The sequence below is a fragment of the Mycobacterium paragordonae genome, from assembly GCF_003614435.1.
GTDB lineage: Bacteria > Actinomycetota > Actinomycetes > Mycobacteriales > Mycobacteriaceae > Mycobacterium > Mycobacterium paragordonae.
In genome coordinates this window covers 3,409,043-3,433,981 of sequence record NZ_CP025546.1, presented here as the reverse complement: position 1 = coordinate 3,433,981, position 24,939 = coordinate 3,409,043, and the positions used below count along the sequence as shown (strand labels likewise).

The following is a 24,939-nucleotide window of genomic DNA, read 5'->3' as shown; positions in this document are numbered from 1 at the left end:
TCACGCTCCGAACAGCCGGCGGCGCAGCGCGGCCGCGTTGCCGAAGATCCGGATTCCCAGCACCACGATGATCGCCGTCGACAGCTGGGTACCGACCCCCAACTGGTCGCCGACGTAGACGATCAGCGCGGCCACCAGGACGTTGAACACGAACGAGACAACGAATACCTTCGGATCGAAGATGCGTTCCAGGTAGGCGCGCAGCCCGCCGAACACCGCGTCCAGCGCGGCGACCACCGCAATCGGCAGGTACGGCTGGATGACCTCGGGCACGCTGGGATGGAACACCAGCCCCAGCACGATGCCGATGACGAGCGCGGCGATACCGATCACTTGGGCCCAATCTCTCTGGCGAACTTGATGTCCCGGATCGCTCCGGCCGGCAGAGCCAGACTGTCGCCGAGGTTCACGCTGACGCCTACCCCGTAGGAGGCCTCCAGCAGCCTAAGCCGACGCAGTCCGGGACTGCGGTCGAAGGTGTCCCGCATCGCCTTCGACGGCCCGACCGCCAGGATGGTGTACGGACTGGTGGTCGGGTTGTTGTCGACCAGGATCGCTCCCCCGGCCTGCCGGATGGTCACGTTGGGCCCGATTCTGGCTCCGTCGACCGAAATGGCCTCCGCGCCACTGGCCCACAACGAATTCACGACGAGCTGCAGGTCACGGTCGAGGATGATCTGCTGACTGCCACTGACCCGCTGCTTGGACGCATCGGACAGGTTCGGGCCGGCACCGGGGTCGGTCACGGTCACGGTCAAGCCGGGGCCGGTCACCGGCGTGCTGGCCGCAGCCAGGCTCAGCGCGTCCAGACCGTTCAACAGCCGTTGGCCCTCGGCGTCGTCCGCCAGGGCGAGGCGCTGCACCTGATCGACCTTGGCCGCCAGCGCGCTGCGTTGCTGGGCCAGCCGGGTCGCCGTGGCCTGCGTCAGACGCACGTTGGTGGCCAGCAGTTGCTGCGCCGAGCGCACCCCGGGAGCCACCGAGCGGGCCTGCGCGACCGCGGCCGCGAACACGGCGGCCACCAGCGTCGCCGCCAGTGCCTGCCACAGCCAGCCGAACGCGCGGTCGCGCCGGCTCTCGGGTTCGTCGCGACGCTGGCGTTCGGCGGCCGCCGCCGCGTATCCGGGGTCGAGATGTTCGGACAGCAGCGCGCGCAACAGCGACGGCACCGGAATGCGCTGAGGGCGCGCCGCGTCGTGGGTGCTGTAGCCGGCGTTGGGGTCGTAGCCGCCCAGCAGCCGGTCGGGTTCAGCCATGGGTGACCTTCGGCATCCGGCGCATCACCAGGACCATCTGCACGATGTACAGCACGAACGCCCACAGGTACATGTACAGGCCCCAGGCCAGAAACGCCCAGCCGCAGGCCAGTACGACGCGGCTCCACAATGCGTGCCACTGTCCCAGCAGAACCAGCGGGAACCCGGACATCAGTGCGAACGTCGCGGCCTTGCCGACGTAGGAGACCGGCAGCGCCGACAGTCCGCGGCTCCACAGCAGCGGCAGGGTGCCGGCCAGCGCCGCGTCGCGGGCCAGCAGCGTCAGGACGAACCACCAAGGGGCGATGCCGCTGATCGCGAACACGATCGGCACGGTCACCATGTAGAGCCGGTCGACCGCCGGATCCAGCAGCATGCCCAGCCGCGACTGCTGATTCAGCAGCCGGGCAATCTTGCCGTCGGCCCAGTCCGAGACCCCGCTGAACATCAGGATCGCCACTGCCCAGCTGAGGGTGTGGGTGACCAGCATCAGGTACACGAAGACGGGGATCAGCCCGAGGCGGACGACGCTCAGCACGTTGGGCACCGTCAGTACCCGGTTCTGCGCGAGCACTGGCTCCATGTGCCGTGACATTAGCCGGGCAACCGCGTGCTGCGCACGACGGGACTGGCGCTCCAGGTCAGCGGAAGACGCCGGGCAGGCTCAGGGTGGACAACGTGTCGTCGGACAGCGGGTTGTCATTGACCATGTAGGTCCACGTGGACGTCGGGCGGGCCAGCTTCGACAGGTCCAGCCCCGGCTCGTCCTCGAGGATGTTCGCGGTCTCGAACGTCTGCTGAGCGGCCTCGATGGCGTCGGCAGCCAGCGATGCGAACGCGTCGACAGCCATCCGGTGGAACTCGTCGAGCGGATTCTGCCGCCCCAGCGCACGCAGGTGGATGCTCTCCCGGATGTCGGCCAGGTAGGCCAGGTGATCGGCCCAGCCGCGGTCGAGGTGATACAGCATGATCAGCCGGCAGATCTTCTCCAGGCGCTCCTCGGAGATCTCCTCGCGCAGCTCCTTGTACCGCTTGGGCGCCAGTTCCTCCAGCTCTTCACTCGCAGTCGGCGTGCGCAGCAAGGTGTTTCGCCGATCGACGATGATGGCGCGCTGCTGGGCGATGAGCTGGTTGTAGCGCCAGGTGTTCGCGTGCACATCGAGCAGCCGGCCTTCGGCGACCCGCTGCGCATGGTCGAGCAGCGTGTTGGTCTTGGGGCTGACGATCCGGCCGTCCTCGTCGGTTTCGGTGGGCAGCTTGTTGCTGTCGAGGTTGGCCGCCACCACGTCGTCTTCCCAGCTCGAGAAGAACACCGACGACCCCGGGTCCCCCTGCCGCCCCGCCCGGCCGCGCAGCTGGTTGTCCAGACGCTCCGTGTGATGCCGGCCGGTACCGACCACATGCAGGCCGCCCAGTTCGGCGACGCGGTCGTGGTCGGATTCGTCGGACCCGCCGAGGCGGATGTCGGTGCCGCGCCCGGCCATCTGGGTGGACACGGTGACCGAGCCGTAGGTGCCGGCCTCGGCGATCACCTGGGCTTCCTCGGCGTCGTTCTTGGCGTTGAGCAGCACCGCGGGCACGTTGCGCCGGGTCAGCCGCTCGTAGAGGTCCTCGGATTCCGCGACGTCGCGGGTGCCGACCAGGACCGGCTGCCCGGTCTCGTGCACTTCGGCGATGTGCTCGACGATCGCGTCGTTCTTGGCGGCGGCGGTGATGTACACCCGGTCGGTCTCGTCCTCGCGGATGTTCGGGGTGTTGGGCGGTATCGGCGACACCCCGAGTTTGTAGAACTGGCGCAGCTGCTCACCGGCGGCCAGCGCGGTGCCGGTCATGCCGCAGACGGTGGTGTAACGGTTGATCAGCGCCTGCACCGTGATGGTGTCGAGGACCTCGCCGGTCTCGGTGGTCTCGATGCCTTCCTTGGCCTCGACCGCCGCCTGCAGGCCATCCGGCCAGCGCTGCAGCTGGGCGATGCGGCCGCGGGAGGAATTGATCAGGTGCACGGCGTCGTCGCGCACGATGTAGTGGACGTCGCGCTGCAGCAGCACATGGGCGTGCAGCGCGACATTGATCTCGGTGAGCGTGGTGCCGACGTGCTCCTCGGAGTACAGATCGATGCCGCCGAGCGCCTTCTCGAGCTTGCGGGCGCCCATCTCGGTCAGGTGCACATTGCGGCTGTCGGCGTCGGTGGCGAAGTAGTCGTCGGCGTTCTTGTGGTGGACGAGCTGGCCGACCAGCTTGATGATCTCGAGCCGCGGCGTCTCCCGGTGGGTGGTGCCGGCGAGTACCAGCGGCACCAGCGCCTCGTCCACCAGCACCGAGTCGGCCTCGTCGATCAGCGCGACGTCGGGGTTGGGCGACACCAGGTCGTCGACGTCGGTGACCAGCTGGTCGCGCAGCACGTCGAAGCCGATCTCGTTGACCGAGGCGTAGGTGACGTCGCAGCCGTAGGCCGCCCGGCGTTCCTCGCTGGTCGACTCGGCGGTGATCCAGCCGACGGTCAGTCCCATCGCCTCGATCAGCGGTCCCATCCACTCCGCGTCGCGGCGGGCCAGGTAGTCGTTGATGGTCACCACGTGTACGTGCCGTCCCGCCAGCGCGTAGCCCGCGGCCGCGATGGCTCCGGCCAGCGTCTTGCCCTCGCCGGTGGCCATCTCGATCACGTCGCCGGCCAGCATCCGCAGCGCTCCGAGCAATTGAACGTCGAACGGACGCAGCCCGGTCGCGCGCTCGGCCGCTTCCCGCGCGATCGCCAGGAATTGCGGAATGTCGGCTGAGTCGGCGAGATCGTCCAGCTTGAGCAGCCCCGCCGCCTTGCGCAGCTTCTCGTCGCTGAGGTCGGCGGCTTCCTTCTCGTACTCGTCGGAATCGGTCACCACGGCCATCGAACGGCTGCGGTTCTTCTCCGTCGTGGCGCCGAGCAGGCGCCAGAAGCGGCTGCTCAGCCGTCCGGGCTGGGAGCGGGTGGTCTTCGGCACAGCCCCACGGTACGCGGTTGGCATCAGGCCAGGTTGGATCGGCGCGGGTAGGCGACGCTCGGGTCGGTGAGCACGTTGACGACGGCGGGCAGCCCGCTGGCGAAAGCCCGTTCCAGCGCCGGACGAAGCTCCGCGGGCGCCGACACCAACTCTCCGTGGCCGCCCAGCACGCGCGCCACCTCGTCGTAGCGGGTGCCCGGCCGCAGCTCGGCCACCACGGAATAGCCGTAGAGCGCCTCCATGGGGTGCTTCTCCAGACCCCAGATGCCGTTGTTGCCCACCACCGACACCACCGGAACGTTGTGCCGGACCAGGGTGTCCCACTCCATGCCGCTGAACCCGAACGCGCCGTCGCCCTGCAGCAGGACCACCTGGCGGTCGGGGTGGGCCAGCTTGGCCGCCAGCGCGTAACCGGGGCCCGAGCCCAGGCACCCGAACGGTCCGCTGTCCAACCAGCAACCCGGTTGGTAGCTGTCGATCACCCGGCCGGCGTAGGACCCGAAGTCGCCGGCATCGATGACGACGATGGCGTCGCGGTCCAGCAGCGGAGCCAGTTCGGCATAGACCCGCATCGGGTGCAGCGGGATGCGGTCTTCGGCGAGTTCGGCCCGTTCCAGATCCCGGGCGGCGGTCTCGGCCGTGCGCAGTCCGCCGGTCCAGTCCTGGTGCGCGGACGTGCCGGCGCCGGCCAGCGCGGACAGGATCCCGCTCAGGTCGCCATAGAGTTCGGCGGCGACCGGACGCGGATGGCTGCGCTCGGGGCGGGCGCGGTCGACCACGATGAGCTGAGTATCCGCGCCGAAGACCCCGCCGAAGCCGAGCCGGAAATCCATTGGCACCCCGATGATCAGGGCGACGTCGGCGCCGCCCAACGCCTTCGAGCGGGCCCGCGAGAACGCCAGCGGATGGTCGGCGGGCACCGCGCCCCGGGCCATCCCGTTCATCAACACCGGGATGCCCAGCTGTTCGGCGAGTCGCAGCAGCGCGGTTTCGCCGTGTCCCCACCAGACATTGGTGCCGGCCATGATCACCGGGCGCTGTGCTTTCGACAGCAGTTCGACGGCCCGATCCAGCGCGTCCGCGTCGACGGCGGGCGGTTGCGGTAGGTCACTGAGTGCGCCGGGGCGGCCGTCGTCCTCGGACATGGAGAAGACGTAGTCCATCGGGAAGTCGACGAATCCGACGCCCGACGGGGCCCCGACCGACGCCTGCAGCGCCCGGTCGAGGAGCTCTCCGGCATCCTGGGCCGACTGTGCGGTAGCGGCGAAGCGGCACAGTGGCGCGACGAACGGCACGTGGTCGATCTCCTGCAGCGAACCCATCCCCCAGCGCAACGCCGGCGCCCGCCCACCCAGCACCACCAGCGGCGACTGATTCTGCTGGGCCGCGGCCATGGCGCTCATGCCGTTGGTGATGCCTGGCCCGGCGGTCAGTGCGGCGACTCCGGGCACCCGGGTCACCTTGGACCAGCCCTCGGCGGCGAACGTCGCGGTCTGCTCGTGGCGGGTGTCGATCAGCCGCACGCCCTCGTCGCGACAACCGTCGTAGATAGAGAACAGGTGGCCGCCGGACAGTGTGAACAGTGTGTCGATGCCGCTCGCCTTGAGCCGGCGGGCGACGAGTCGGCCGGCGTGCACGGTTTGGGTGGGAAGGGCTTCAGCACTCATTGACGCAGCCTATCCACCGGCCGTCCGGTACCTTCGCCGGAGGATTTCTGTTGCGCAGCCGTTCGACTCTGAGGAGACACCGCCGTGGGTCCCAAGCCGTTTACGCCGTCGATCGACTGGTCTCATGCGTTGCTGGATTCGCTGCGGTGGACGGCGATCGCATGGGCGATCAGCGCGGTCTGCGTCCTGGCCGCGCTGGTGCTGTTCCGGTTCATCACCCCCTGGGGCCGCCAGTTCTGGCGGATCACCGGGGGCTACTTCACCGGCCGGCACAGCATCCGGGTGTGGCTGATGTTCGGTGTGCTGCTCTTCTCGGTCGTGCTGGCGGTGCGGCTGAATGTGTTATTCAGCTACCAGGGCAACGACATGTACACGGCCCTGCAGAAGGCCTTCCAAGGCGCTGCCGGCGACAACGACGTCGTGAAAAACTCTGGCGTGCACGGTTTTTGGATGTCGATCGGAATCTTCAGCATCATGGCCGTCATTCACGTGACCCGGGTGATGGCCGACATCTACCTGACGCAGCGCTTCGTGGTCGCCTGGCGGGTGTGGCTCACCGACCACCTCACCGGGGACTGGCTGGAGGGCCGGGCGTACTACCGCGACCTGTTCATCGACGAGACGATCGACAACCCCGACCAGCGCATCCAGCAGGACATCGACATCTTCACCGCCGGGACGGGCAACGGCCCGAACCAGCCGGGCACCGGAACCGGCAGCATTCTCTTGTTCGGTGCCGTGCAATCGGTGATCTCGGTGGTGTCCTTCACCAGCATCCTGTGGAACCTGTCCGGCACGCTGACGTTCTTCGGCGTCTCCTTCCCGCGCGTCATGTTCTGGACCGTCATCATCTACGTGCTGGTGGCCACGATCATCTCGTTCATCATCGGTCGTCCGTTGATCTGGCTGAGTTTCCGCAACGAGAAGCTCAACGCCGCGTTCCGTTATGCGCTGGTTCGGCTGCGCGATGCCGCCGAGGCGGTGGGCTTCTACCGGGGCGAGCGGGCCGAGCGCACCCAGCTGCGCAAGCGTTTCGCCCCGGTCATCGACAACTACCTGCACTACGTCAACCGCAGCGTCGGGTTCTACGGCTGGAACCTCGCGGTGAGCCAGGCGATCGTGCCGTTGCCGTGGGTCATCCAGGCGCCGCGATTGTTCTCCGGCGCAATCGATTTCGGTGACGTCAGCCAGACGGCGTCGTCATTCGGCAACATCTCGGATTCGTTGTCGTTCTTCCGTAATGCCTACGACTCGTTCGCGTCGTACCGCGCCGCCATCATCCGGCTGCACGGACTGGTGGAAGCCAACGAGCAGGGACGCGCTTTGCCGTCGGTCCTGGCCTTGCCGAGCACCGACGGCTCGGTGCAGATCGACAACGTCGAAGTGCGCAAGCCCGACGGCGACCGGTTGATCGACCCGTTGGATGTGCGGCTGGAAACCGGCGATTCGCTGGTGATTACCGGGCGCTCGGGATCGGGCAAGACCACCCTGCTGCGCAGTCTGGCCGAATTGTGGCCGTTTGCCACCGGCACGCTGCACCGCCCCGGCGGGGAAAACGAGACCATGTTCCTGTCCCAGCTGCCCTACGTGCCGCTGGGCGATCTGCGTTCGGTGGTCTGCTACCCGCTGGCGACGCGGGAGGTCTCCGAGTCCCAGCTGCATGAAGTTCTGACCAAAGTTGCTCTGGCCCCGCTCATTTCGCGTCTCGACGAGGACCAGGACTGGGCCAAGGTGCTCTCACCGGGCGAGCAGCAGCGGGTCGCGTTCGCGCGGATCCTGCTCACCAAACCCAAGGCGGTGTTCCTCGATGAGGCCACCTCGGCGCTGGACCCCGGCCTGGAGTATGCGCTGTATTCCCTGGTGCGCACCGAGCTGCCGGACACCATCGTGATCAGCGTCAGCCACCGCCCCACGGTCGAGCAGCACCACGAGCGGCACCTGGAACTGCTCGGGGAAGCTCAGTGGCGGCTCGGTCCGGTCGACAAACAGTCCGTGGCTTCGGGCAGTTCCTAGGTGTGGCTCTGGACGGCTTTACTGGGCGTTGCCGCCGAGATTGCCGCGAGGGCTGTGGATTTGGCCAGATCACTACCGTAGCGGCAATCTCGCGAGGGGTGCCTACGCTTCCGCGGCCCGTCGGGCCGCGTGCGCTCCGCGGTGTCTGACGGCGCCTACGCTTCCGCGGCCCGACGGGCCGCGTGCGCTCCGGCGCGGCGCCCGAAGAAGGAGCCCTCACCCAGCTGCGTCCCGCTCGCGTACCCCTTGCCGTCCTGGGCGATGTTGGAGGCGCAGGCTCCGGTCGCGTACAGCCCGGGGATGACGCTGCCGTCCGCCCGCTGCACCTCTCCGTCGAGAGTGACCGTGAGGCCGCCCATCGTGAATCCGGAGTACATCGCCCGTCCCAACGACAGATCGAACACCGCCCAGGGGCTTTTGTCCTGCGGGGCAACGTATTCGGGCTGCTTGTGGAAGTCGGGGTCCTCGCCCTTGCTGGCGAATTCGTTGTAGCGCTGCAGGGTTTCCGCGAGGTTGCCCGCGGGGATGCCGAGCGCCGTCTCCATTTCGGCGATCGTCTCGTACCCGTCGAGAAACTTGATCAGCGGCATCTCCGGCATCTTCATGTGCGCCTCGTCGACGATCAGGTACGCGGTCTGCTCCGGCTGCTCCAGCACGAACGCCGACGTGCGCGAATGGTAGGAGTCCTCGGTGACGAAACGTTTGCCGTCCTTGTTGACGATGATGCCGGTCAGCAGGATCTCCGGCGGATAGGCCGCCGCGGTGATGAACAGCTCGTCCATGTTCCTGGTGGCGCCGCCGGCCGACTCGCCCAGCCGGATGCCCAGTCCGTCGTCGTACGGGTTGCCCAGGATGTACGGCGCCACCAATCCATGATGTTTGGTGCGCCGCGGCTGACCCAGCGCCGGCGTGTGCTCGGCGACCATATCGGGGTTCATCGCGAAACCGCCGGCCGCGATGACGACGGACTTGGCCCGCACCGCTCCGGTCTCGGAGAACCGCTTCCAACTGACGCCCACGACCGCTCCGTCGTTGTCGACGACGAGGTTGGTGACACCGGTCTCGTACTGCACCTGCACGTCGAGTTCGTCGGCGCGCTTGACCAGTAGGTCGATCACCATCGCCGCACCGCCCAGTTCGCCGGGCACCGGCACCGAGTGCCCACGCGGTGCCGGCTTGGCCTGCTCGCAGTACGGCCACACCTTTTCGTTGCCGGTGTAGCTGAGCCCTTCGGTGCCCGGCGGCACCACGACCTTGCCGGGGTAATAACTGCGCTCGAATTGAAAGCCAAGTGCCTCAAGCCAATTGAAGTGCTCGACGCTGCCGTCGCAGTAGGCGCGGATCTTGTCGAGTTCGGGCTCGCGGGACACCGCGACGAGGTACTTGTACATCTCCTCGGCAGAGTCGGCGTGGCCGGTCGCCTCCTGGACGGCGGTGCCGCCACCCAGATAGAAGTGACCGCCGGCCATCGCAGTGGTGCCACCCGCCGCGGCCGCGCGTTCCAGCACCAAAACCCGGGCGCCCGCGGCAGCCGCGCTGACCGCCGCACACCCACCGCCGATGCCGAAGCCGATCACGAGCACGTCCACGTCGTCCGACCAGGACTCGACCGTGTCTGCGTTGACCGTCGTGGGGATGTCGGTGCTCACCGCTGCTCCTGTTTTATGTAGTCGTAAAACGCTTTGATCTCGGGCGACAGGTACGCGATCTCCACAAACGGAACACCCGCCTGTGGCGCGCTGACGTAAGCGAAGTGGATGCCACCGGGCATCACGCCCTGCTGCACCACCTCGGCGTCATGCCGGGCCGCGTCGGCCAGTGCGGCGTCGAAGGCCTCGAGCGATTCCGCCTCCATGCAGATGTGGTGCAGACCCGGGCCGTGATCGCGCAAAAATTCACTATAGATATTCTCCCCGCGGACCGGCGCGATCAGCTCCAGCTGCATATCGCCGAGGTAGCTCAGTGAAATGCTCGCGACGAAATCGGCCGGCTCACCGCGCAGGCGGCAGGTGTCCGGTGCGAAGTGGACATCAGGTATCCGCACCCACTTGCGAGCTCCTAAAAGCCCGGTGAGAGCCGTTTCCGTGGCGTCGAGGTCCCGCGTCACCCAGGCGATCTGGATCGGCGACGCAACAAGAAAGTTCATCGTCTCGCAGACTAGCGCAGCGCGGGGTCAGCAGAAAGAACGGGGAAAAACTTTGCCGTCACCGTCCTCGCCCGGCCCGTAACGGCCCGCTGAACATGTTCTAGTTCGGCTGGCCGAACAGGCCGATCAACAGCCGCACCTGGGTGTCGAACACACTTCTGGGATCGGTCACGGTGTCGGCGCCGTATTGCTCGAATACCTCCATGCTGATCGCACCCAGCACGCCGGCCCACAACAGAAAGCATCTCGCCATCACCCGGTCGTCGCCGGGAAAGCCGAACTCCTGCCGGATGCGTTCGAAGTCCGACGACATCGGTTGCGGCGCGGCATCGCTGGTCAGCATGATGTCGCCGGTGGTGATTCCCGCCGCGATGGCGTCGAACAGGTCGGCCACCACGCGGGTGCCGACACCCACGGTGCGGTCCGGTGGCGCGTGGTACCCGGGTACCGGGCTGCCGTACAGCAGGGCCCAGCGGGCCGGGTGCGCGATCGCCCAAACGCGCACCGCGTGCGTAATGGCCAGCACGTCCTCACTCCAGGAGTCGCTCTCGGTGCTGTCGCGGGCTTGACGCACCGCCTCGGCCAGGTCGGAATAGGCGTCGATCAAAAGCAGAGTCAGTAGCTCGTCGCGGTTGGCGACGTAGCGGTAAACAGCTGAGGAGACCATGCCCAGCTCGCGGGCGATGGCGCGCAGCGAAAGCCCGGCCGCGCCGTGCTCAAGCAGGTGCCGACGCCCGGTCTCGACGATCTTCGACTCGATCTGCTCCCGCGACTCCTGGCGTTTGCCCACGGGGTCAAGTCTGGCAGGACCGAGATCACCGCTCTTGCTTTTTGGTCACGGTTGTGACACGGTAATCGACAATTGAGAGCAGTGCTCTCGTATCGATGTCCCGGGAGGTCAGCAATGTCAACGCAGTACCAAGACCCGACCAAAGCCGCCCGGTTCGCCAACACGGTCATTCGTTGGCTCGCGGAGTCAGGCATCAGCATCGCCGGCACCCGGGCGCTGCGGGTGCGGGGGCGCAAGACCGGCCAGTTGCGCGGCGTGGTGGTCAATCTGCTGGTCGCTGACGGCGCCGAGTATCTCGTCTCGCCGCGCGGCAATACGCAGTGGGCGCGCAATGTCAGGGCTGCCGGGGTCGTCGAGACCGGCCCACGCTGGCGGCGTCGACGCGCCACCGTCACGGAGGTTGCCGACGACGACAAACCCGAGATACTGCGCCGCTATCTGGCGCGGTGGTACTGGCAGGTCAAGGATTACGTCGGTGGTGTGACGCCGGAATCCGGCGATGACGAGTTGCGCGCCGCCGGAGCCCAGATACCGGTGTTCGCTCTGACGACTACGGATTGAAACCCGTGTCTTCGCGCACCTGCTGGCTGACCGCCTGCCAGGAGACCGCCGCGGGCAACGTGCCCCACACGCTGTTGAAGATCCCGACGATCTGGCCGGACCCGTCTCCGGCCAGGTAGATGGGTCCTCCCGAGTCACCTTGCTGGGTCTGGACGCCGTTGGTCATGGTGAACCAGCCGTTGTTGACGCTTTCCACCGTTCCGCACGTCTCGCCGGTGATGATGCCGAAATGGCAGACCGCTTGGCCCGGACTCACGGTGCCCGGCCCGGACCGTAACTGGCGTCCACCCGGCAGCGCGTTGCTCACCGTCACGTTGTCGGCCAGGGCGATCGCCTCGTAGTCGGCGATCATCTGGTCGGTGGCCACCGTCGAGCCCGTCGGCGTGTTGTCACGGAAGGTCGTCATGTGTCCGATGACGTTGTTCGCCTGGTCGGTGACATTGCCGCCACCCCGGCAGTGCCCGGCCGTGTAGGCCATGTGCATCCGCACATCGACGAATCCCAGCGTGCAGACCCGGTTCTCCTGGTGGATCTCCATCCCCGGATACACCACCGTGGGATCCGCGCTGGCCGTGGCCGGCGCTAGCGCCGACACTGGCGCGAGGAGCATCAGGGACGCGGTTATCGAACGCAACACCGTGCGGCGCACCATCGGACTCCGATCCATCTCCGGCCGACTCTGCGCCGACCTCCCCTATCGAGGTTACGGATTGATAACCCCGTAGTGGATTTCGCGTCTCGTGACCGATGCGTTACCGAGACGCCGCGAGCGGGGTGTTTTCCCCGGTCTGGCCGGCCGTGCGTGGCGCCCAACCGGGCGGCCCGAACACGTAGCCCAGCCGGTCGCGCAACCGGCTCGCCGAACGGACGTCGCGGGCGATGGCCACGTATTCGTGCGTCTGCAGCTTCCAGATGTTGAACGTGTCGACCTGCTTGGTCAGGCCGTAATGCGGCCGGAACAGCTCCTTCTGGAAGCTGCCGAACATGCGGTCGAAGATGATGAAGATGCCGCCGTAGTTCTTGTCCAGGTAGATCTGGTCCATCCCGTGGTGCACCCGGTGGTGCGACGGGGTGTTGAAGATGAACTCGAACCAGCGCGGCAGCTTGTCGATCCGCTCGGTGTGCACCCAGAACTGATAGATCAGGTTCAGCGACCAGCTGAAGAAGATCAGCCACGGCGGGAGCCCCAGCAGCGGCAGCGGCAGCCACATCAGGATTTCGCCGCTGTTGTTCCACTTTTGGCGCAGCGCGGTGGCGAAGTTGAAGTACTGGCTTGAGTGGTGCGCCTGATGGGTAGCCCACATGAGCCGGATGCGGTGGGCGACGCGGTGATAGGCGTAGTACAGCAGGTCTACGCCGACGATCGCGGCGACCCAGGTGTACCACTTGGTCGCAGGGAGGTGCCAGGGAGCGACGTAGACATAGATCGCGGCATACCCGACCAGCGCCAAGGTCTTCCAGGCGGCAGTCGTGGCTATCGACACCAGTCCCATCGAGATACTCGCCATGGAGTCGCGGGTGAGATAAGCACCCGATGACGGCCTGTCCTGCGACGGGTTTCTCGCAGCGGCGGCATCAAGCTTCTCCAGCTTGCGGGCCGCGGTCCACTCCAGGGTCAACAGCAAGAGGAAGAAGGGAATGGCGAACAACACCGGATCCCGCATCTCGGCGGGTAGTCCCGAAAAGAAGCCCGAAATAGCACTCACAGCTGACAGGCTACTGATAGCGCGGGCGGTCTGCGCCGGAATATGGCCCGGAATATCGCTAGGTAGGCACTGGTGAGGACCCTGGCGCGCCCGGTGCACAAACCGCACGTCACTCAACGCCTGCTGCGCGCGTCCGGCGTCCGGAACCGGATGTTCCCGCCGGCGAAGCTGGCAAGCTGGGCCGCCAACCCCCGTCCGCCCTACTGCGGCCTACCGTCCAAGCTGGTGCTCAAGAAGGTCGACGTGGTGCGCGAGGATCTCAACGGCCGGCCGGTCTACCAGGTCACCCCGCGTCATGTCGATTCCCGCGGCCACGCCGGTCACCTCATCTACCTGCACGGCGGCGCTTACGTGCTGGACCTGCTGCCGCATTTCCACTGGCCGGCCATCGCGCGGCTGGCCACCATGCTGAACCGCACGATCACGGTGCCGATCTACCCGATCGCGCCCGAGCACAACTACCGCCAGGTCTTTCCCTTCCTGCTACAGCTTTACCGCGGCATCCTGGAGACCCGCGACCCGGAGTCGGTGGCGTTCATCGGAGATTCAGCCGGCGGCGGGATGGCCTTCGCGTTGTGCCACGCGGTGCGCGACGCCGGTCTGCCGCAGCCCACCGACGCCGTGTTGCTCTCGCCCTGGATGCACCTCGGGCTGCCGGACCCCGACGTGCCCAAGGTCGCCAAGATCGACCCGTTCCTCAACCTCGACGACCTGCGCGCCGCGGGCATCCGCTACGCCGGCGGCGATCCGCTCGACACTCCCCTGCTCAGCCCCAGCGTCGGACCGCTGGACGGGCTCCCGCGATTGACGGTTTTCACCGGGACCCATGATGTACTCAACCCCGACGCCCGCGCCTTCCGCCGGCGAGCGAAGTCCGAGGGCCTGGACATCGGCTGGTACGAACTCGAAGGAGGCATGCACACGTGGATGCTCCTTCCCGGCCACAAGGCCAAGATGACCCTGGGCCAGATCCGCGACGTGCTGACGGGCCGGCCCGGGTCCTGATCGTCGGGTCCGGTTTTGCCGGGCTGTGGACCGCGCTGGGCGCTGCGCGGCGCCTCGACGAGCTCGGGGTTCCCGCGGGGAGCGTGGAGGTCACGGTGCTCAGCGCCCAACCGTTCCACGACATCCGGGTGCGCAACTACGAGGACGACCTGAGCAGCTGCCGCATCCCGCTCGCGGAGCTGCTCGACCCCGTCGGCGTCGCGCACGTCACCGCCGAGGTGACGCGTATCGACGTCGACGCCCGCACCGTCACGACGTCGGCCGGCGCAGCGTACGGCTACGACCGCCTGGTGCTCGCGGCCGGCAGCCGGGTCAACAAGCCCGACCTTCCGGGGCTGCGGCAATTCGGATTCGATGTCGACACCTACGACGGCGCCATGCGCTTGCGCCGCCACCTGGAAACGCTGTCCGGCGGCCCGGCCGCGGCCACCGTGGTGGTGGTCGGGGCCGGGCTGACCGGGATCGAAACCGCCTGCGAACTGCCGCACCGGCTGCGCGAACTGGGCATGACGCCGCGCGTGGTGCTGGTGGACCGTAATCCGCTGGTCGGCTCGGACATGGGCGCCTCGGCGCGGCCGGTGATCCAGAAAGCCTTGTCGGACAACGGAGTTGAGTGCCGCACCGATGTCGGTGTGACGGCCGTCGGACCCGCCGGCGTGTCGCTGACCTCGGGCGAGCAGCTCGACACCGCCACCGTGGTGTGGTGTGCCGGCATGCGGGCCAGTGCGCTGACCGAGCAATTGCCGGTGGCCCATGACCGGTTGGGGCGGGTAGCGGTCGACGACAACCTGCGGGTGATCGGGGTGCCGGCGATGTTCGCCGCCGGCGATGTGGCCGCGGCCCGGATGGACGACGAGCACCTGTCCGTCATGTCGTGTCAGCATGGCCGGCCGATGGGCCGGTACGCGGGTTACAACGTCATCAGCGACCTGTTCGGCGAGCCGTTGCTCGCACTCCGAATCCCTTGGTACGTAACGGTTCTCGACCTTGGTCCGGCGGGCGCGGTGTACACCGAGGGATGGGATCGGATGGTGGTGGCACAAGGCGATCAGGCCAAGACCACCAAGCGCACGATCAACACCAAGCGCATCTATCCGCCGCTGACCGCCAGTCGCGCAGACCTGCTCGCCGCCGCCGCGCCGGAGCTGCAGGCCCGACCCTGATCATTCGGGCTGGGCGCTGGGCAATATGGGGCTGGTCTGCTCGCCCGCATACCAGTGCACCGCATAGATGCCGGGCTGCAGCGACAACTCGGCCACCAGCCGTTCCAGCTTGGCTAGTTTAGCCGTGGAGTGACCGCCCAGCAGGACGTGCGCGGTCAGCGTAACGTTTTCCAGGGCCTGTTCGGGGGCCTGCTCGGGGGCTTGGCCGGTGTGGATACCGCGCAGGATGATGTCGTTGCTGCGGGTGTGCTGCACGATCTGAGCCCGCGCATACTTCGCTGACTTCGGCCGGCACACCACTTGGACCAGGTAGGGCTCCAGTCCCTCGTCGTCGTCGCCGGGATCGTCGTGGTCGATGAGCCGCCCCAGCGGGCGTCCCAGCAAATGGACGGCGACGACCGTGCCGGTGGCGATCAGGGCGAACACCAGGTGACCGGAGGCGGCCAGCACGCCGACGGCGGCCGAGCACCACAGCGTGGCCGCCGTATTGAGCCCACGGACGTTGGCGCCCTCCCGCAGGATGACGCCGCCGCCCAGGAACCCGATGCCGGACACCACATAGGACGCGACCCGGGTGGGGCTGCTGTCCTCGGTGGCGGCGGCGTAGAGCACGAACAGCGTGGCACCGGTTGCCACAAGTGCATTGGTGCGCAAACCCGCCATGCGGGCGCGCCACTGGCGCTCCAATCCGATCAGCGCGCCGCATCCCACGCCGACGGCCAGGCGGAGCGCGAAGTCGGCGATGCTCAGGGTGTGCACGGCGCTACTCCTCTCCTCGCGGACCGATACGGCAGCCAATCAGAAGCGGGTTAACACTCGGTGCCGGCCAGGCAAACCGGGCTCCCGCTAGAAGTAGCCGCCCTCAGATTGGCCCAGGTGCTCGGGACAGTAGGTGTTCGACGCGATCGCCGTGAACAGGGCGGCGCCGTCCAGGGTCAGCCCGGGATTCTGTTTGCGCACGTCGGTGAGTACCTGTAGGCCCGTTTCGCCGTTGCGCATCAAACCGCAGACCGCCTGAGCGGACGTGATGGCCCGACTCGCATCGGGAACGGTGATGCCCGCTTTGCTCAGTGCGGCAAGGAACGCGGCGTCGTCACCTGCGGGGTCGCCGTGGGCGGGAGCGGCCAGACCGACTATCGCGGCGGCGCCCGCAAGAACCGCGGACAGGAGTTTCATCCGCCACCCTGCCCGGGCTCGGGCGCCATGATCTTGGGCTTGTCGCTGTTGGAGACATGCACGGCGTGGATGCCCGGTTTCTTCGACAGCCGCTCGAGAAGCCCGTCCAGCCCGGCCTTATCGACGTTCCAATGTTGTACCGCGTCGGGTTCCTGCTGCAGCTTAGCGATGACCTGGTCCAGCTTCACCGGTTCCACCGGGCCCTCCCCGCCGTTGGCGCGGGCCCGGGCCCCGCTTCCGCTGTAGACCTGGGCGCCGACCGTGCCGGCGGCACCACCGGTCAAGCTGCCGAGCGCCGCCTGGTTGATGAGCTCGGCCGGCATCGCGGCGGCGGGCGCCGCGGCGATGCTGGTGGCCGGCAACGTGTTGGACACCATCCGGATGGCCGGGGTGGCCGACGCCCAGCTGGGCGGAACCGACAACTTCCCCACCACATTGGCCCCACCCACGCTTGCCGATGCCGCGCTGGTCGATGTCGCACTGCTCAGGCCGGCAGCCGTCGTCGGAGCCATGCCCAGCCCCGCTCCCAGCGCCGACTTCGGGATGTCCTCGAGCGGGGGTTTCCAGAACAGCTTGAACTCGGTCATGCCCAGGTTGGGCGCACTCATCGAGTCGTTCGCGACCGTGCTGAATCGGCCGATGTCAGCGAAGATTCCGAAGGTGTTCTCCCAGGTAGAGGCGGCCAACGGGGTGCCGGTCAGGGCGTTGAGCAGCTGGCCCATGGCCTGGATGTACGCGGTGCCGCCGCTGCCGAGAGCCTCGAAGACCTGCAGGACGATGTCGAATGGGAACACCGGGGCGGCCGTCGCGGCAGCGGTCGCCGCCCCGGTACCGGCGGCCAGCGCACTGGACTGTCCGACCGCCGCTTGCTGGCTGGTCAGGCCGGCCGCATTGGTGACCTGCGGTGGTTCGGTGTAGGGCGTCAGCCTGGCGGCGGCCGCTGAGGAAGTGGTGTAACCGAACATCGCCGCGGAGTCCTGCGCCCACATCTCCCCGTACTGCGCCTCGAGAGTGGCGATCGCGCCGGTGTTCTGCCCGAAGATGTTCGTCGCCACCAGCAAGGCCAACTGGCTGCGATTCATCGCGATCTGCATCGGCGGAACTACTGCCGCAAAAGCCGCCTCGTAGGCGCTCACTGCCGCCTTCGCCTGATCTGCGGCGGCCTTCGCCTGTGCCGCGGTCGCTGACATCCAGGCCACATACGGTGTTGCGGCCGCAGCCATCGCGGCAGCCGAGGGACCCGTCCACGATTCGTTGGCCAACCCGTCGACGACCAAGCCGTATGCGGATGCAGTGGCCTGCAATTCGGCTGCCAGGTTGTCCCATGCCGTGGCGGCCGCAATCATCGGACCGGCGCCCGGACCGGTATACATCAAACCGGAGGTTATCTCCGGTGGTCGCACCGCGAAGCTCATGAGCCGGGCCTTTCCGTTACGAACACCATCGTTCAGTCCGCCGGTATAACGATGATGGTCGCCGTGGCGGCGACGTCTTCGGCGGCCGTCGCGCCGCCCGAAACTCCGGCGGTGCCGTTGCTGACGGTGCGCACGGTGGCGCCGGCCAGCGCGCGTCCCGCCAGACTCGCCATCGCCATTTCGCCGAACACGCCACCCTCGGCCGCCGCGGGGGCCGCAGCGAGCGCCTCGGGGCTGGCGGCAGGCAGCACTGACGCCATGGTCCTCATCACGGGAGCGGCCGTCACCCAGCCCTGCGGTACCGACAGCGAGCCGACCAGAGTCGAGTGCCCCATCGACCCGGCCACGCCGGTCCCCGGCGCGACCGATGACACGTAACCTCCGCGTAGCGGCGACAGGCCGGCCAGCGGCTTTCCGCCGGTGCTCAGCAGCGAGGCGACCCCCGGCGCGTTCTGCGACAAGCCGAGGATCTGCAGGGCGAAGAGCCACCAACCCCCGAACAGGACGAACCCGACGATGGGGCTGTAAGCACCGGTGATGGCGGCGAAGAAGGGCCGGATCCCTACGACATAGGGATTGATCGCTTCGATGACCGAGCCGATCGGTGTCGCAGCCGCCGGTGCGGCCGCTGCCGGACCCACCGTCTGCAGCGCGTTGGGCACCGCGTTCATCAACTGCGACAGGCCAGCCTGGACTTCGGAGGCGCCGACTGCCTCGGTGACTGCCGCGGTCTGTCGTCCCACACCCGAGGGGTCGGTGGTCTCTGGGGGCTCGGCGAACGGAGTCAGCTCCGTCGCGGCGGCCGACGATGCCGCATACCCGTACATGGCGCCGGCGTCCTGGGCCCACATCTCCGCGTACAGCGCCTCGGTGGCGGCTATGGCGGCCGTGTTCTGCCCGAGCAGATTGGTGGCGATCAACGCGATCAGCAAATTTCGGTTGGCCTCGATGATCGGTGGAGGCACCGTCGCCGCAAACGCGGCCTCGTATGCGCCCGCGGCGAGTTTGGCCTGCGCTGCCGTTTGCTCCGCGCGGGTGCCTGTCTCGGTGAGCCAAGCCACGAACGGCGCAGCTGCGGTCGCCATCGACATGGCCGCTGGGCCGTGCCATGACCCGACGGTCACGCCCTGGATCGTCGAACCGTAGGACGACGCAGTGCTGTGCAACTCGGCTGCCAGCGCATCCCACGCCGCCGCGGCGGCCAGCATCGGCCCGGATCCCGCCCCCATGTACATGCGTCCCGAGTTGATTTCCGGTGGCAACGCCCCGAAGTCCATCTATTCCCTCCGGTCCCCATTGTGGGCGCCATGGTAATCGCCGAGGTGCCGTTGCGCGGGTAGGTCCGGCGGATCTCATATGAAGTCCACCAGATGCCCCAATGACACTCCGCGTAATTCCACGTATTTCCGGATTTGGGGATACCGGGTGTGCGAAGGTTCGCCGCCTTGATGAGAGGCGAAAAGGGATCCGTCAGCTCTTCGAGAGGTGTTGGGGGCAGTAGAACTTCGAGGAGATGACGGCGAATTCGGCGGCGGCGTCCAGATTGAACGCCGGGTTGTGGGTCTGCACGTCGTGGACGAGCTCCAGACCCGATTCGCCGTTGTTCAGGCAGGTGCATACCGCCTGAGCGGATCGAACGGCTTGCGACGGCGAGTTATAGCCGATGTCGGCGGTGTGCAGCGCCGCGAGAAACGCCGCGTCGTCTCCCCCGGGCGCATCCGATGGATCCGCGTACGCAGGGGCGGCGAAGCCGATCGCGGTGCATACGCCGATCAGCGCGAGAAGCAGTTTCACGTCGATACCTTTCCTGCGTTACCTTTCCTGCGTTCGAGATGCCCGATTTCGTCTTGGCGGTCAGCCCAATTGCGCATCCGGCGGCACGACCGCCTTGTCGCCTTTCGACAGGTGCACCGCATGAATGCCTGGTTTCTTGGCCAGTTGTTCCAACAGACTGTCGAGGCCTTCCTGATCGACCGTGTGGTGCTGAACGCTGTCCGGCCGTTCCGATATCTGGGCGACCATCCGCTTGAGCATTTCCGGTGATTTGAGGTCTTTGAGGTCCTTGACGGGAGTGAGGCGGCTGCGGGATCCCGTTCGTCCCGCCGGCACGGGCGCCCCGGCGCCGAGGGCGGCTCCGGTCATGCCCGCCAGCGACATCGAGCTGAGCAGTCCGCCCTGACCGAGTTCGGCGGCCGGGACGGCTTCGGGCCCGGCCGCCGACAGTGCGGCGGCAACGGTCCGGATGGACGGTGTGTTCGCGGCCCAGCTCGGGGGCACCGTCAAGGCGCCGACCAGGGTGCCCCTTCCGAAGTTGGCGGTGGGCGCTGAGGTGGCGCCCGTCAGCCACCCACGCCCCCAGTGCGGCGCCGCCAGACCGCCGCCGAGCGCGTCCTTCGGCAGCTCGCTCAGACCGGCCGCCGAGTGCGGACCGAATTTGAGGAACTGCGATACCGGGAAGTTGATGAGCAGGCCGATGTCGTTGAACTGGGTGGTGAAGCCCAGCGGCACCTTGAGGGCCGAATACAGCGTCGTGTAGGTCGATGCTCCGGCCGGCCCGAACATGCCGTTCAGCAGGCCGTTGATGGTGGCGGTGTAGTCGGTGCTCAGGTTGGCCAGCGTCTGCAGCAACCCCGACACCGGGTCGCCGGTCGCCAGGATCGATTGCGCGACAGTGCCACCGGATGTGCCTGCGGACTGTGCGGCCGCAGCGGCCTGGTTGACCAAACCGCCCGCGTTGACGATCTGCGGCGGCTCGGTGAATGGCGTCACCTTGCTCGCGGCCGCCGACGAACCGGCGTAGGTGTCCATGGCGAGGGCATCCTGCGCCCAGAACTCGCCGTACTGAGCCTCGGTCGCGGCGATCGCCGCGGTGTTCTGCCCGAACAGGTTGGTGGCCATCAGAGCCGCCAACTGGGCACGGTTGGCCGCGATCTCCTCCGGCGGGACATGCGCAGCGAACGCGGTCTCATAGGCGGCCGCCGCCGCGGTGGCCTGATTCGCCGTCTGCGCGGCTTGTGCCGAGGTGGCGCTTACCCAGGCCACATACGGTGTGGCCGCCGCGGCCATCGCGGCCGACGACGGACCGACCCACGGTCCGCTGGTCAGACCGGAGATCGCCGCCGTCAAAGACGCAGCGGTGGATTGCAATTCGGCGGCGACCCCGTTCCAGGCCGCCGCCGCGGCCAACATGGGTCCGGCGCCCGGGCCGCTGTACATCCGGCCGGAGTTGATCTCCGGCGGAAAGGCTGCATAAAACATGGCGGTCTACCCCCTGCTCCGAGGAAACGTCTGAATCGTCTGTGCCGGAATGTGATTCGTCGCTCTCACCGAGTCATTCCTCCAGCGCCGGGAGGACGAAGATCATCGCCGCGGCCGGGTCGGCTTCCGCGACCACACCACCCAGCGAGGCGGCCGCCGCGCCGCCGCCTCCCGAACTCGTCGTGGTGGCGGCCAGGGCCCGGCCCGCCAGGCTGGACAGCGCCATCTGACTGAAGACGCCGGACTCCCCCGTCAGGGAGGCCGCCGGAGCCGCCGCCAGATTGGCGGAGAGCGTCGCGGCAACCGTTCTGATGGCCGGGGCGGCGGTGGTCCACCCCTGCGGCACCGACAAGCTCCCCACCAGCGCCGCGCGTCCCATCGCACCTGACGCGCCGACCGAACCGGCACTGGTCAGGTGCGGCGGAATCGACTGGGCGATGGGGGCGAGCGCACCGGTGATGGGCTGCGGAGGCGCGAAGAAGGACGCCAGGCCCTGCCCGTTCTGGCCGTATGCGTACACCTGCCCGAAGGACAGGAATGGACCGCCGGGAATCGACGTCAGACCCTGCAGCGAGAACGGCCCGGTGAGCGTGCTCATGATGGTGTTCCAGTTCGCGAGGTTGCTCGAGAGCCACGGCGGCAGTGACGCGTTGGCCAGCTGCGGCACGGCCAGGCCCTGCAGCAGCGACGTCGAGCCCGTCGTCGGCGCGGCCCCGACCGTTGTCGCCAGGTTCTGCAGGGCCGTCGGCACCGAGGTGACCAAATGCGATAGCTGCGTCGCCACGTCCGAACCCGTTGCGGCGCCGGTGACCTGGGTGACCGCAGCCGACTGCAGGGCCGGCCCCGAGGCGTTGGTGGTCTGCGGCGGCTCGGTGAAAGGCGTCAATTGAGTTGCCGCCGAGGATGATCCGGCATACCCGTACATCGCGACGGCATCTTGAGCCCACATCTCCAGATACTGGGCCTCAGTCGCGGCGATGGCGGGCGTGTTCTGCCCGAAGATATTGGTAGCGATCAGCGACAGCAGCAGTGCGCGGTTCGCCGCGATCACCGGTGGCGGAACCGTTGCGGCGAAGGCGGTTTCGTAGGCTCCAACCGCGATCTTGGCTTGCGCGGCCGCCTGATCGGCCCGGGCGGCCGTGGCCGAGATCCATGACACGTAGGGGCCGACCGCGGCCGCCATCGCGATCGCCGTCGGGCCGTGCCAGGTTCCAGCGGTGAGGTTCTCGATCGCGGCCGCGTATGAGGCTGCGGTGGAATGTAATTCGGCGCCCAGTGCATCCCAGGCCGCGGCTGCGGCCAGCATCGGACCCGGGCCGGGCCCGGTGTACATGCGACCGGAGTTGATTTCGGGTGGCAATGCCCCGTAATCCATACGTATTACCTCTTCATCCCCTGGATGGCCGCCCGGGCCGAGCTGCAGCGGGCGATCATCTACTCCCTGACTAGAAATGCTTGGCAAGCGTGCAGTGATTCGCTATTGCAGGCCCCCCTGCCTGATTCGAACACCATCCTCAGTGGAAGTTATTTTCGTCGCGTTCCCGTAATGTAATGACAACGTAAACAAGAACTCTCGCCGATCTATTGGCCTGTGTGATCAAAAGCTACTAGCTATGGCCTAGAATCTAGGTATATACAGCTCACAGCCCAATGTGGATTACACAGCAAATTGTGATGAGTAAATCTATATGACAATTAAATGACGCACAGAAATGTGTCAATTGCCCATCGGTAATCGGGCGAAGTCGGCGTTCAGGAATTGCGGCCGATGTTATAGGTGCGGTGCGACTAGCTCGCGGTCAGATCGAGATTGTCAGCCAAACCGTTTTCGTCTGCGAACCGTGCCGTCGGCGGATCGTGACCTGACCCGCCTGGAATCGGCCGAGCACGCCCGGTCAGCACGGACCGCCCTGCGGGGGGCGATGTCGCCCGGTGACCGATCGGCCGTCATGAGTTGTTCTCCCAACGTTAGGAATTAACCTACGTAAGACGTTAGGGAACGGTAGCCGCGAACACCTGTATCGGAACTGGCCCTTTCCTGACGGTTTCCTGAAAGGCCCGTTCTTGCAGGTCGATACGGGTGCCGTCACCCGGCAGCAGGGGGCCGCGCGACCACGGTGGGGCGGAAACCGTACTGCGGTACGGCCCGTCCGTAGGGTTGTCCTGCGACGTTACCCAGTGGGACACCGGGCATTCCGGGTGCGCCCGCCGGCGGCGGCGCCACCATCGGGGTGCCGCCCAGCGCCGAATGCAGCGGACTGGTCAGCGGAGTGGCCGCCGTCCAGGCCGGCGGCACCGAGAGCCTCCCGGCAGTCCCCGCATTGCCCGCACCGGCCGACACGACGCCGGCCAGGCCGCTCGTGGATCCTACGGATTCCGAAACGGCGTTACCGGCCGCTGCCACGGCGCCGTCCGTCGCGGCACCGGCGCCGCCGCCGAGCATGTCCAGAAAGGGGCCGAACGTGCTGCCCGGCACCAGGAGTCCGGTGGACGCGATCGTGTTCCACACGTTGGCGTTGGGTCCCCAGTCGGACCAAAAGCCCTGTCCCGCAGGCCCGCTCGTTCCCGAGAGTCCCTGAAGCGCGCTCGGCACAGCCGAAATCAGTTGCGCGAGAACACTTTGCTGACCTGCCGCGCCGGAAGCCTGGGCGACCGACACCGCCTGTGCCGCCAGGCCGCTCGGGTTGGTGGCTTCCTGCGGTTCAGCGAACGGGCTCAACTCGGCAGCGGCAGCCGACGAGCCGGCATAGCCGTACATGGCCGCCGCGTCCTGCGCCCACATCTGGAAGTACTGAGCCTCGGTGGCCGCGATCGCAGGGGTGTTCTGCCCCAGGATGTTGGTGGCGACCAGCGCCGCCAATTGGGTCCGGTTGGCCGCGACCAGCGGCGGCGGCACCGTTGCCGCGAAGGCCGCCTCGAAGGCGGCCGCGGCGGCCGCGGCTTGCGCGGCGGTCTGCTCGGCCTGCGCCGCGGTTGCACTCAGCCAGGCGACCTGTGGCACGGCAGCGGCTGCCATTGATGCGGACGCGGGACCCAGCCACTCCGCACCGGTCAGTGTCGACAGCACCGCGTCGTAGGACAGCGCGGTGGCCCGCAACTCGGCGGCCAACCCGTGCCACGCCGAGGCTGCGGCCAGCATCGGACCGGAGCCCGGCCCGGTGTACATCCGCGCGGAGTTGATCTCGGGCGGCAACGCTGCAAAATCCAGTGCGGCAGTCATCGGACGCCTCCTTGGCTGACTGTTTTGTGGCAAGATGAAATCCGATTTCGGGCAGCATTGATCGCAATTCGCGCAGCGATATTCTGCGCAGGAGAATGACGCGCGACGGAAAACTCAGCGCGCGCGGGAAACTATCGGAAATTCCGACTCAAAGTGCGAACACGGTGCCCGGGTCGGATCGAAACGAAATGATCGTCGATCTCGGATAGGGACTGTCGTCGGGACTCACTCCGCTCTCACCTCCTCTGGGCCGGGGCACGCAGGGGTGCCGGGTGCACGCCACAGAGATGAGACCAGCGGCCAAAACCACTGGGCCAGCACCTCTCTCGACAGAGCTTTGGCACCACACGGCGTATCCGGCCGAAGCCGGAAGCCACTTGGGCTCAACCCTTAAGCCGGGAAGAGCTGTCCTGACCCTGGGCGTCTTTCGACGTTCGAGGTCAGTGGCCTGTGTCCGTGCAGACGCCTCACCTAGCGAGGTGCATGCAAAGTCATCGTGGCACTCGACAGGATAAGAGTCAACTCAACGACCGGAATTTGCCAATATTCGCCAAATTCGGGCGGACGAAAATTCTTATTCGCCAC

The 24,939-nt window shown here is 67.2% G+C and carries 22 protein-coding genes and 1 riboswitch; of the genes, 4 read left to right on the top strand and 18 right to left on the bottom strand.

Features of this window, described 5'->3' with window-relative positions; all coding sequences use genetic code 11:
- From C0J29_RS15580 to C0J29_RS15560, 5 genes are read right to left on the bottom strand one after another with little or no spacing between them, the layout of a single operon-like run.
- Nucleotides 1-333: a small basic family protein gene (locus C0J29_RS15580; protein WP_055579108.1), complete on the bottom strand. Its 333-nt coding sequence runs from the start codon at nucleotides 331-333 to the stop codon at nucleotides 1-3.
- The gene (locus tag C0J29_RS15575) at nucleotides 330-1,256 is read right to left on the bottom strand and encodes a DUF881 domain-containing protein (RefSeq protein WP_065049649.1); all 927 of its coding nucleotides are present in this window, start codon (nucleotides 1,254-1,256) and stop codon (nucleotides 330-332) included. The genes C0J29_RS15580 and C0J29_RS15575 overlap by 4 nt, the downstream gene beginning before the upstream one ends.
- Entirely contained in the window at nucleotides 1,249-1,839 is a 591-nt protein-coding gene (locus tag C0J29_RS15570) for a CDP-alcohol phosphatidyltransferase family protein (protein ID WP_065049647.1), read from the bottom strand. The genes C0J29_RS15575 and C0J29_RS15570 overlap by 8 nt, the downstream gene beginning before the upstream one ends.
- Nucleotides 1,840-1,897: 58 nt before the next feature.
- On the bottom strand, nucleotides 1,898-4,234 hold the full coding sequence (gene secA2 / locus C0J29_RS15565) for an accessory Sec system translocase SecA2 (protein WP_065049775.1): 2,337 nt from the start codon (nucleotides 4,232-4,234) through the stop codon (nucleotides 1,898-1,900).
- 23 nt (nucleotides 4,235-4,257) lie between these two features.
- Nucleotides 4,258-5,901, bottom strand: a complete 1,644-nt coding sequence (locus tag C0J29_RS15560) for an acetolactate synthase (RefSeq protein WP_120792860.1) — start codon at nucleotides 5,899-5,901, stop codon at nucleotides 4,258-4,260.
- Nucleotides 5,902-5,985: 84 nt separating this feature from the next.
- On the opposite strand from C0J29_RS15560, the gene bacA reads away from it, so the two are divergent.
- Nucleotides 5,986-7,914, top strand: a complete 1,929-nt coding sequence (gene bacA, locus C0J29_RS15555; RefSeq protein WP_120792859.1) for a vitamin B12 ABC transporter pemease/ATP-binding protein BacA — start codon at nucleotides 5,986-5,988, stop codon at nucleotides 7,912-7,914.
- A 155-nt stretch (nucleotides 7,915-8,069) separates the two neighbouring features.
- On the opposite strand, the gene C0J29_RS15550 is transcribed toward bacA, so the two are convergent.
- The 3 genes from C0J29_RS15550 to C0J29_RS15540 all read right to left on the bottom strand — a co-directional run bounded on the left by C0J29_RS15550 (nucleotide 8,070) and on the right by C0J29_RS15540 (nucleotide 10,850).
- The gene (locus tag C0J29_RS15550; RefSeq protein ID WP_120792858.1) at nucleotides 8,070-9,563 is read right to left on the bottom strand and encodes an FAD-binding protein; all 1,494 of its coding nucleotides are present in this window, start codon (nucleotides 9,561-9,563) and stop codon (nucleotides 8,070-8,072) included.
- A complete protein-coding gene (locus C0J29_RS15545) occupies nucleotides 9,560-10,060 on the bottom strand; it encodes a VOC family protein (protein WP_120792857.1) in 501 nt (166 codons plus the stop codon). Before C0J29_RS15545 ends, C0J29_RS15550 begins: the two co-directional genes overlap by 4 nt.
- 100 nt (nucleotides 10,061-10,160) lie before the next feature.
- Nucleotides 10,161-10,850, bottom strand: a complete 690-nt coding sequence (locus tag C0J29_RS15540; RefSeq protein WP_120792856.1) for a TetR/AcrR family transcriptional regulator — start codon at nucleotides 10,848-10,850, stop codon at nucleotides 10,161-10,163.
- Nucleotides 10,851-10,964: 114 nt separating this feature from the next.
- Between C0J29_RS15540 and C0J29_RS15535 the strand changes: the two genes are divergently transcribed.
- Nucleotides 10,965-11,411 carry a nitroreductase/quinone reductase family protein gene (locus C0J29_RS15535; protein ID WP_065164879.1) on the top strand — a complete coding sequence of 149 codons (447 nt, stop codon included), beginning with the start codon at nucleotides 10,965-10,967 and terminating at the stop codon, nucleotides 11,409-11,411.
- On the opposite strand, the gene C0J29_RS15530 is transcribed toward C0J29_RS15535, so the two are convergent.
- The gene (locus C0J29_RS15530; protein ID WP_065049633.1) at nucleotides 11,401-12,063 is read right to left on the bottom strand and encodes an Rv1815 family serine proteinase; all 663 of its coding nucleotides are present in this window, start codon (nucleotides 12,061-12,063) and stop codon (nucleotides 11,401-11,403) included. The two genes, C0J29_RS15535 and C0J29_RS15530, sit on opposite strands and share 11 nt — an antisense overlap.
- A 100-nt stretch (nucleotides 12,064-12,163) precedes the next feature.
- Nucleotides 12,164-13,117 (bottom strand): sterol desaturase family protein, encoded by a 954-nt coding sequence (locus tag C0J29_RS15525; protein WP_065049631.1) that lies wholly within the window; start codon nucleotides 13,115-13,117, stop codon nucleotides 12,164-12,166.
- Nucleotides 13,118-13,189: 72 nt separating this feature from the next.
- Here C0J29_RS15525 and C0J29_RS15520 point away from each other — a divergent pair, with 72 nt between their 5' ends.
- Together C0J29_RS15520 and C0J29_RS15515 are read left to right on the top strand one after the other, a co-directional pair.
- Nucleotides 13,190-14,122, top strand: coding sequence for an alpha/beta hydrolase fold domain-containing protein (locus tag C0J29_RS15520; RefSeq protein WP_082978348.1), 933 nt, complete (start codon nucleotides 13,190-13,192; stop codon nucleotides 14,120-14,122).
- Nucleotides 14,119-15,285 (top strand): NAD(P)/FAD-dependent oxidoreductase, encoded by a 1,167-nt coding sequence (locus C0J29_RS15515; RefSeq protein ID WP_242460650.1) that lies wholly within the window; start codon nucleotides 14,119-14,121, stop codon nucleotides 15,283-15,285. Before C0J29_RS15520 ends, C0J29_RS15515 begins: the two co-directional genes overlap by 4 nt.
- Here C0J29_RS15515 and C0J29_RS15510 read toward each other — a convergent pair whose 3' ends face one another.
- From C0J29_RS15510 to C0J29_RS15475, 8 genes are all read right to left on the bottom strand, one after another.
- Nucleotides 15,286-16,044, bottom strand: coding sequence for an MgtC/SapB family protein (locus C0J29_RS15510; protein WP_065049630.1), 759 nt, complete (start codon nucleotides 16,042-16,044; stop codon nucleotides 15,286-15,288).
- Nucleotides 16,045-16,131: 87 nt separating this feature from the next.
- Nucleotides 16,132-16,461: a DUF732 domain-containing protein gene (locus C0J29_RS15505; protein ID WP_065049628.1), complete on the bottom strand. Its 330-nt coding sequence runs from the start codon at nucleotides 16,459-16,461 to the stop codon at nucleotides 16,132-16,134.
- Nucleotides 16,458-17,876, bottom strand: a complete 1,419-nt coding sequence (locus C0J29_RS15500; protein WP_065049626.1) for a PPE family protein — start codon at nucleotides 17,874-17,876, stop codon at nucleotides 16,458-16,460. Before C0J29_RS15500 ends, C0J29_RS15505 begins: the two co-directional genes overlap by 4 nt.
- Nucleotides 17,877-17,908: 32 nt before the next feature.
- Nucleotides 17,909-19,153, bottom strand: a complete 1,245-nt coding sequence (locus C0J29_RS15495) for a PPE family protein (RefSeq protein WP_065049624.1) — start codon at nucleotides 19,151-19,153, stop codon at nucleotides 17,909-17,911.
- A gap of 193 nt (nucleotides 19,154-19,346) precedes the next feature.
- Nucleotides 19,347-19,670, bottom strand: a complete 324-nt coding sequence (locus C0J29_RS15490; RefSeq protein WP_065049622.1) for a DUF732 domain-containing protein — start codon at nucleotides 19,668-19,670, stop codon at nucleotides 19,347-19,349.
- A 60-nt stretch (nucleotides 19,671-19,730) separates the two neighbouring features.
- Nucleotides 19,731-21,134, bottom strand: coding sequence for a PPE family protein (locus tag C0J29_RS15485; RefSeq protein ID WP_120792853.1), 1,404 nt, complete (start codon nucleotides 21,132-21,134; stop codon nucleotides 19,731-19,733).
- A 73-nt stretch (nucleotides 21,135-21,207) separates the two neighbouring features.
- Nucleotides 21,208-22,509 carry a PPE family protein gene (locus C0J29_RS15480; RefSeq protein WP_120792852.1) on the bottom strand — a complete coding sequence of 434 codons (1,302 nt, stop codon included), beginning with the start codon at nucleotides 22,507-22,509 and terminating at the stop codon, nucleotides 21,208-21,210.
- Nucleotides 22,510-23,220: 711 nt separating this feature from the next.
- Nucleotides 23,221-24,354: a PPE family protein gene (locus tag C0J29_RS15475; protein ID WP_162951481.1), complete on the bottom strand. Its 1,134-nt coding sequence runs from the start codon at nucleotides 24,352-24,354 to the stop codon at nucleotides 23,221-23,223.
- A 314-nt stretch (nucleotides 24,355-24,668) separates the two neighbouring features.
- Nucleotides 24,669-24,840, bottom strand: a riboswitch (M-box (ykoK) riboswitch).
- Between the last annotated feature and the right edge of the window lie 99 nt (nucleotides 24,841-24,939).

Coding starts and splice junctions, on each gene's coding strand:
- C0J29_RS15575 (WP_065049649.1), bottom strand. CDS start 1,256: ATGGCTGAACCCGACCGGCTGCTGGGCGGCTACGACCCCAACGCCGGC.
- C0J29_RS15570 (WP_065049647.1), bottom strand. CDS start 1,839: ATGGAGCCAGTGCTCGCGCAGAACCGGGTACTGACGGTGCCCAACGTG.
- C0J29_RS15560 (WP_120792860.1), bottom strand. CDS start 5,901: ATGAGTGCTGAAGCCCTTCCCACCCAAACCGTGCACGCCGGCCGACTC.
- C0J29_RS15545 (WP_120792857.1), bottom strand. CDS start 10,060: ATGAACTTTCTTGTTGCGTCGCCGATCCAGATCGCCTGGGTGACGCGG.
- C0J29_RS15535 (WP_065164879.1), top strand. CDS start 10,965: ATGTCAACGCAGTACCAAGACCCGACCAAAGCCGCCCGGTTCGCCAAC.
- C0J29_RS15530 (WP_065049633.1), bottom strand. CDS start 12,063: ATGGTGCGCCGCACGGTGTTGCGTTCGATAACCGCGTCCCTGATGCTC.
- C0J29_RS15505 (WP_065049628.1), bottom strand. CDS start 16,461: ATGAAACTCCTGTCCGCGGTTCTTGCGGGCGCCGCCGCGATAGTCGGT.
- C0J29_RS15500 (WP_065049626.1), bottom strand. CDS start 17,876: ATGAGCTTCGCGGTGCGACCACCGGAGATAACCTCCGGTTTGATGTAT.
- C0J29_RS15495 (WP_065049624.1), bottom strand. CDS start 19,153: ATGGACTTCGGGGCGTTGCCACCGGAAATCAACTCGGGACGCATGTAC.
- C0J29_RS15485 (WP_120792853.1), bottom strand. CDS start 21,134: ATGTTTTATGCAGCCTTTCCGCCGGAGATCAACTCCGGCCGGATGTAC.
- C0J29_RS15480 (WP_120792852.1), bottom strand. CDS start 22,509: ATGGATTACGGGGCATTGCCACCCGAAATCAACTCCGGTCGCATGTAC.
- C0J29_RS15475 (WP_162951481.1), bottom strand. CDS start 24,354: ATGACTGCCGCACTGGATTTTGCAGCGTTGCCGCCCGAGATCAACTCC.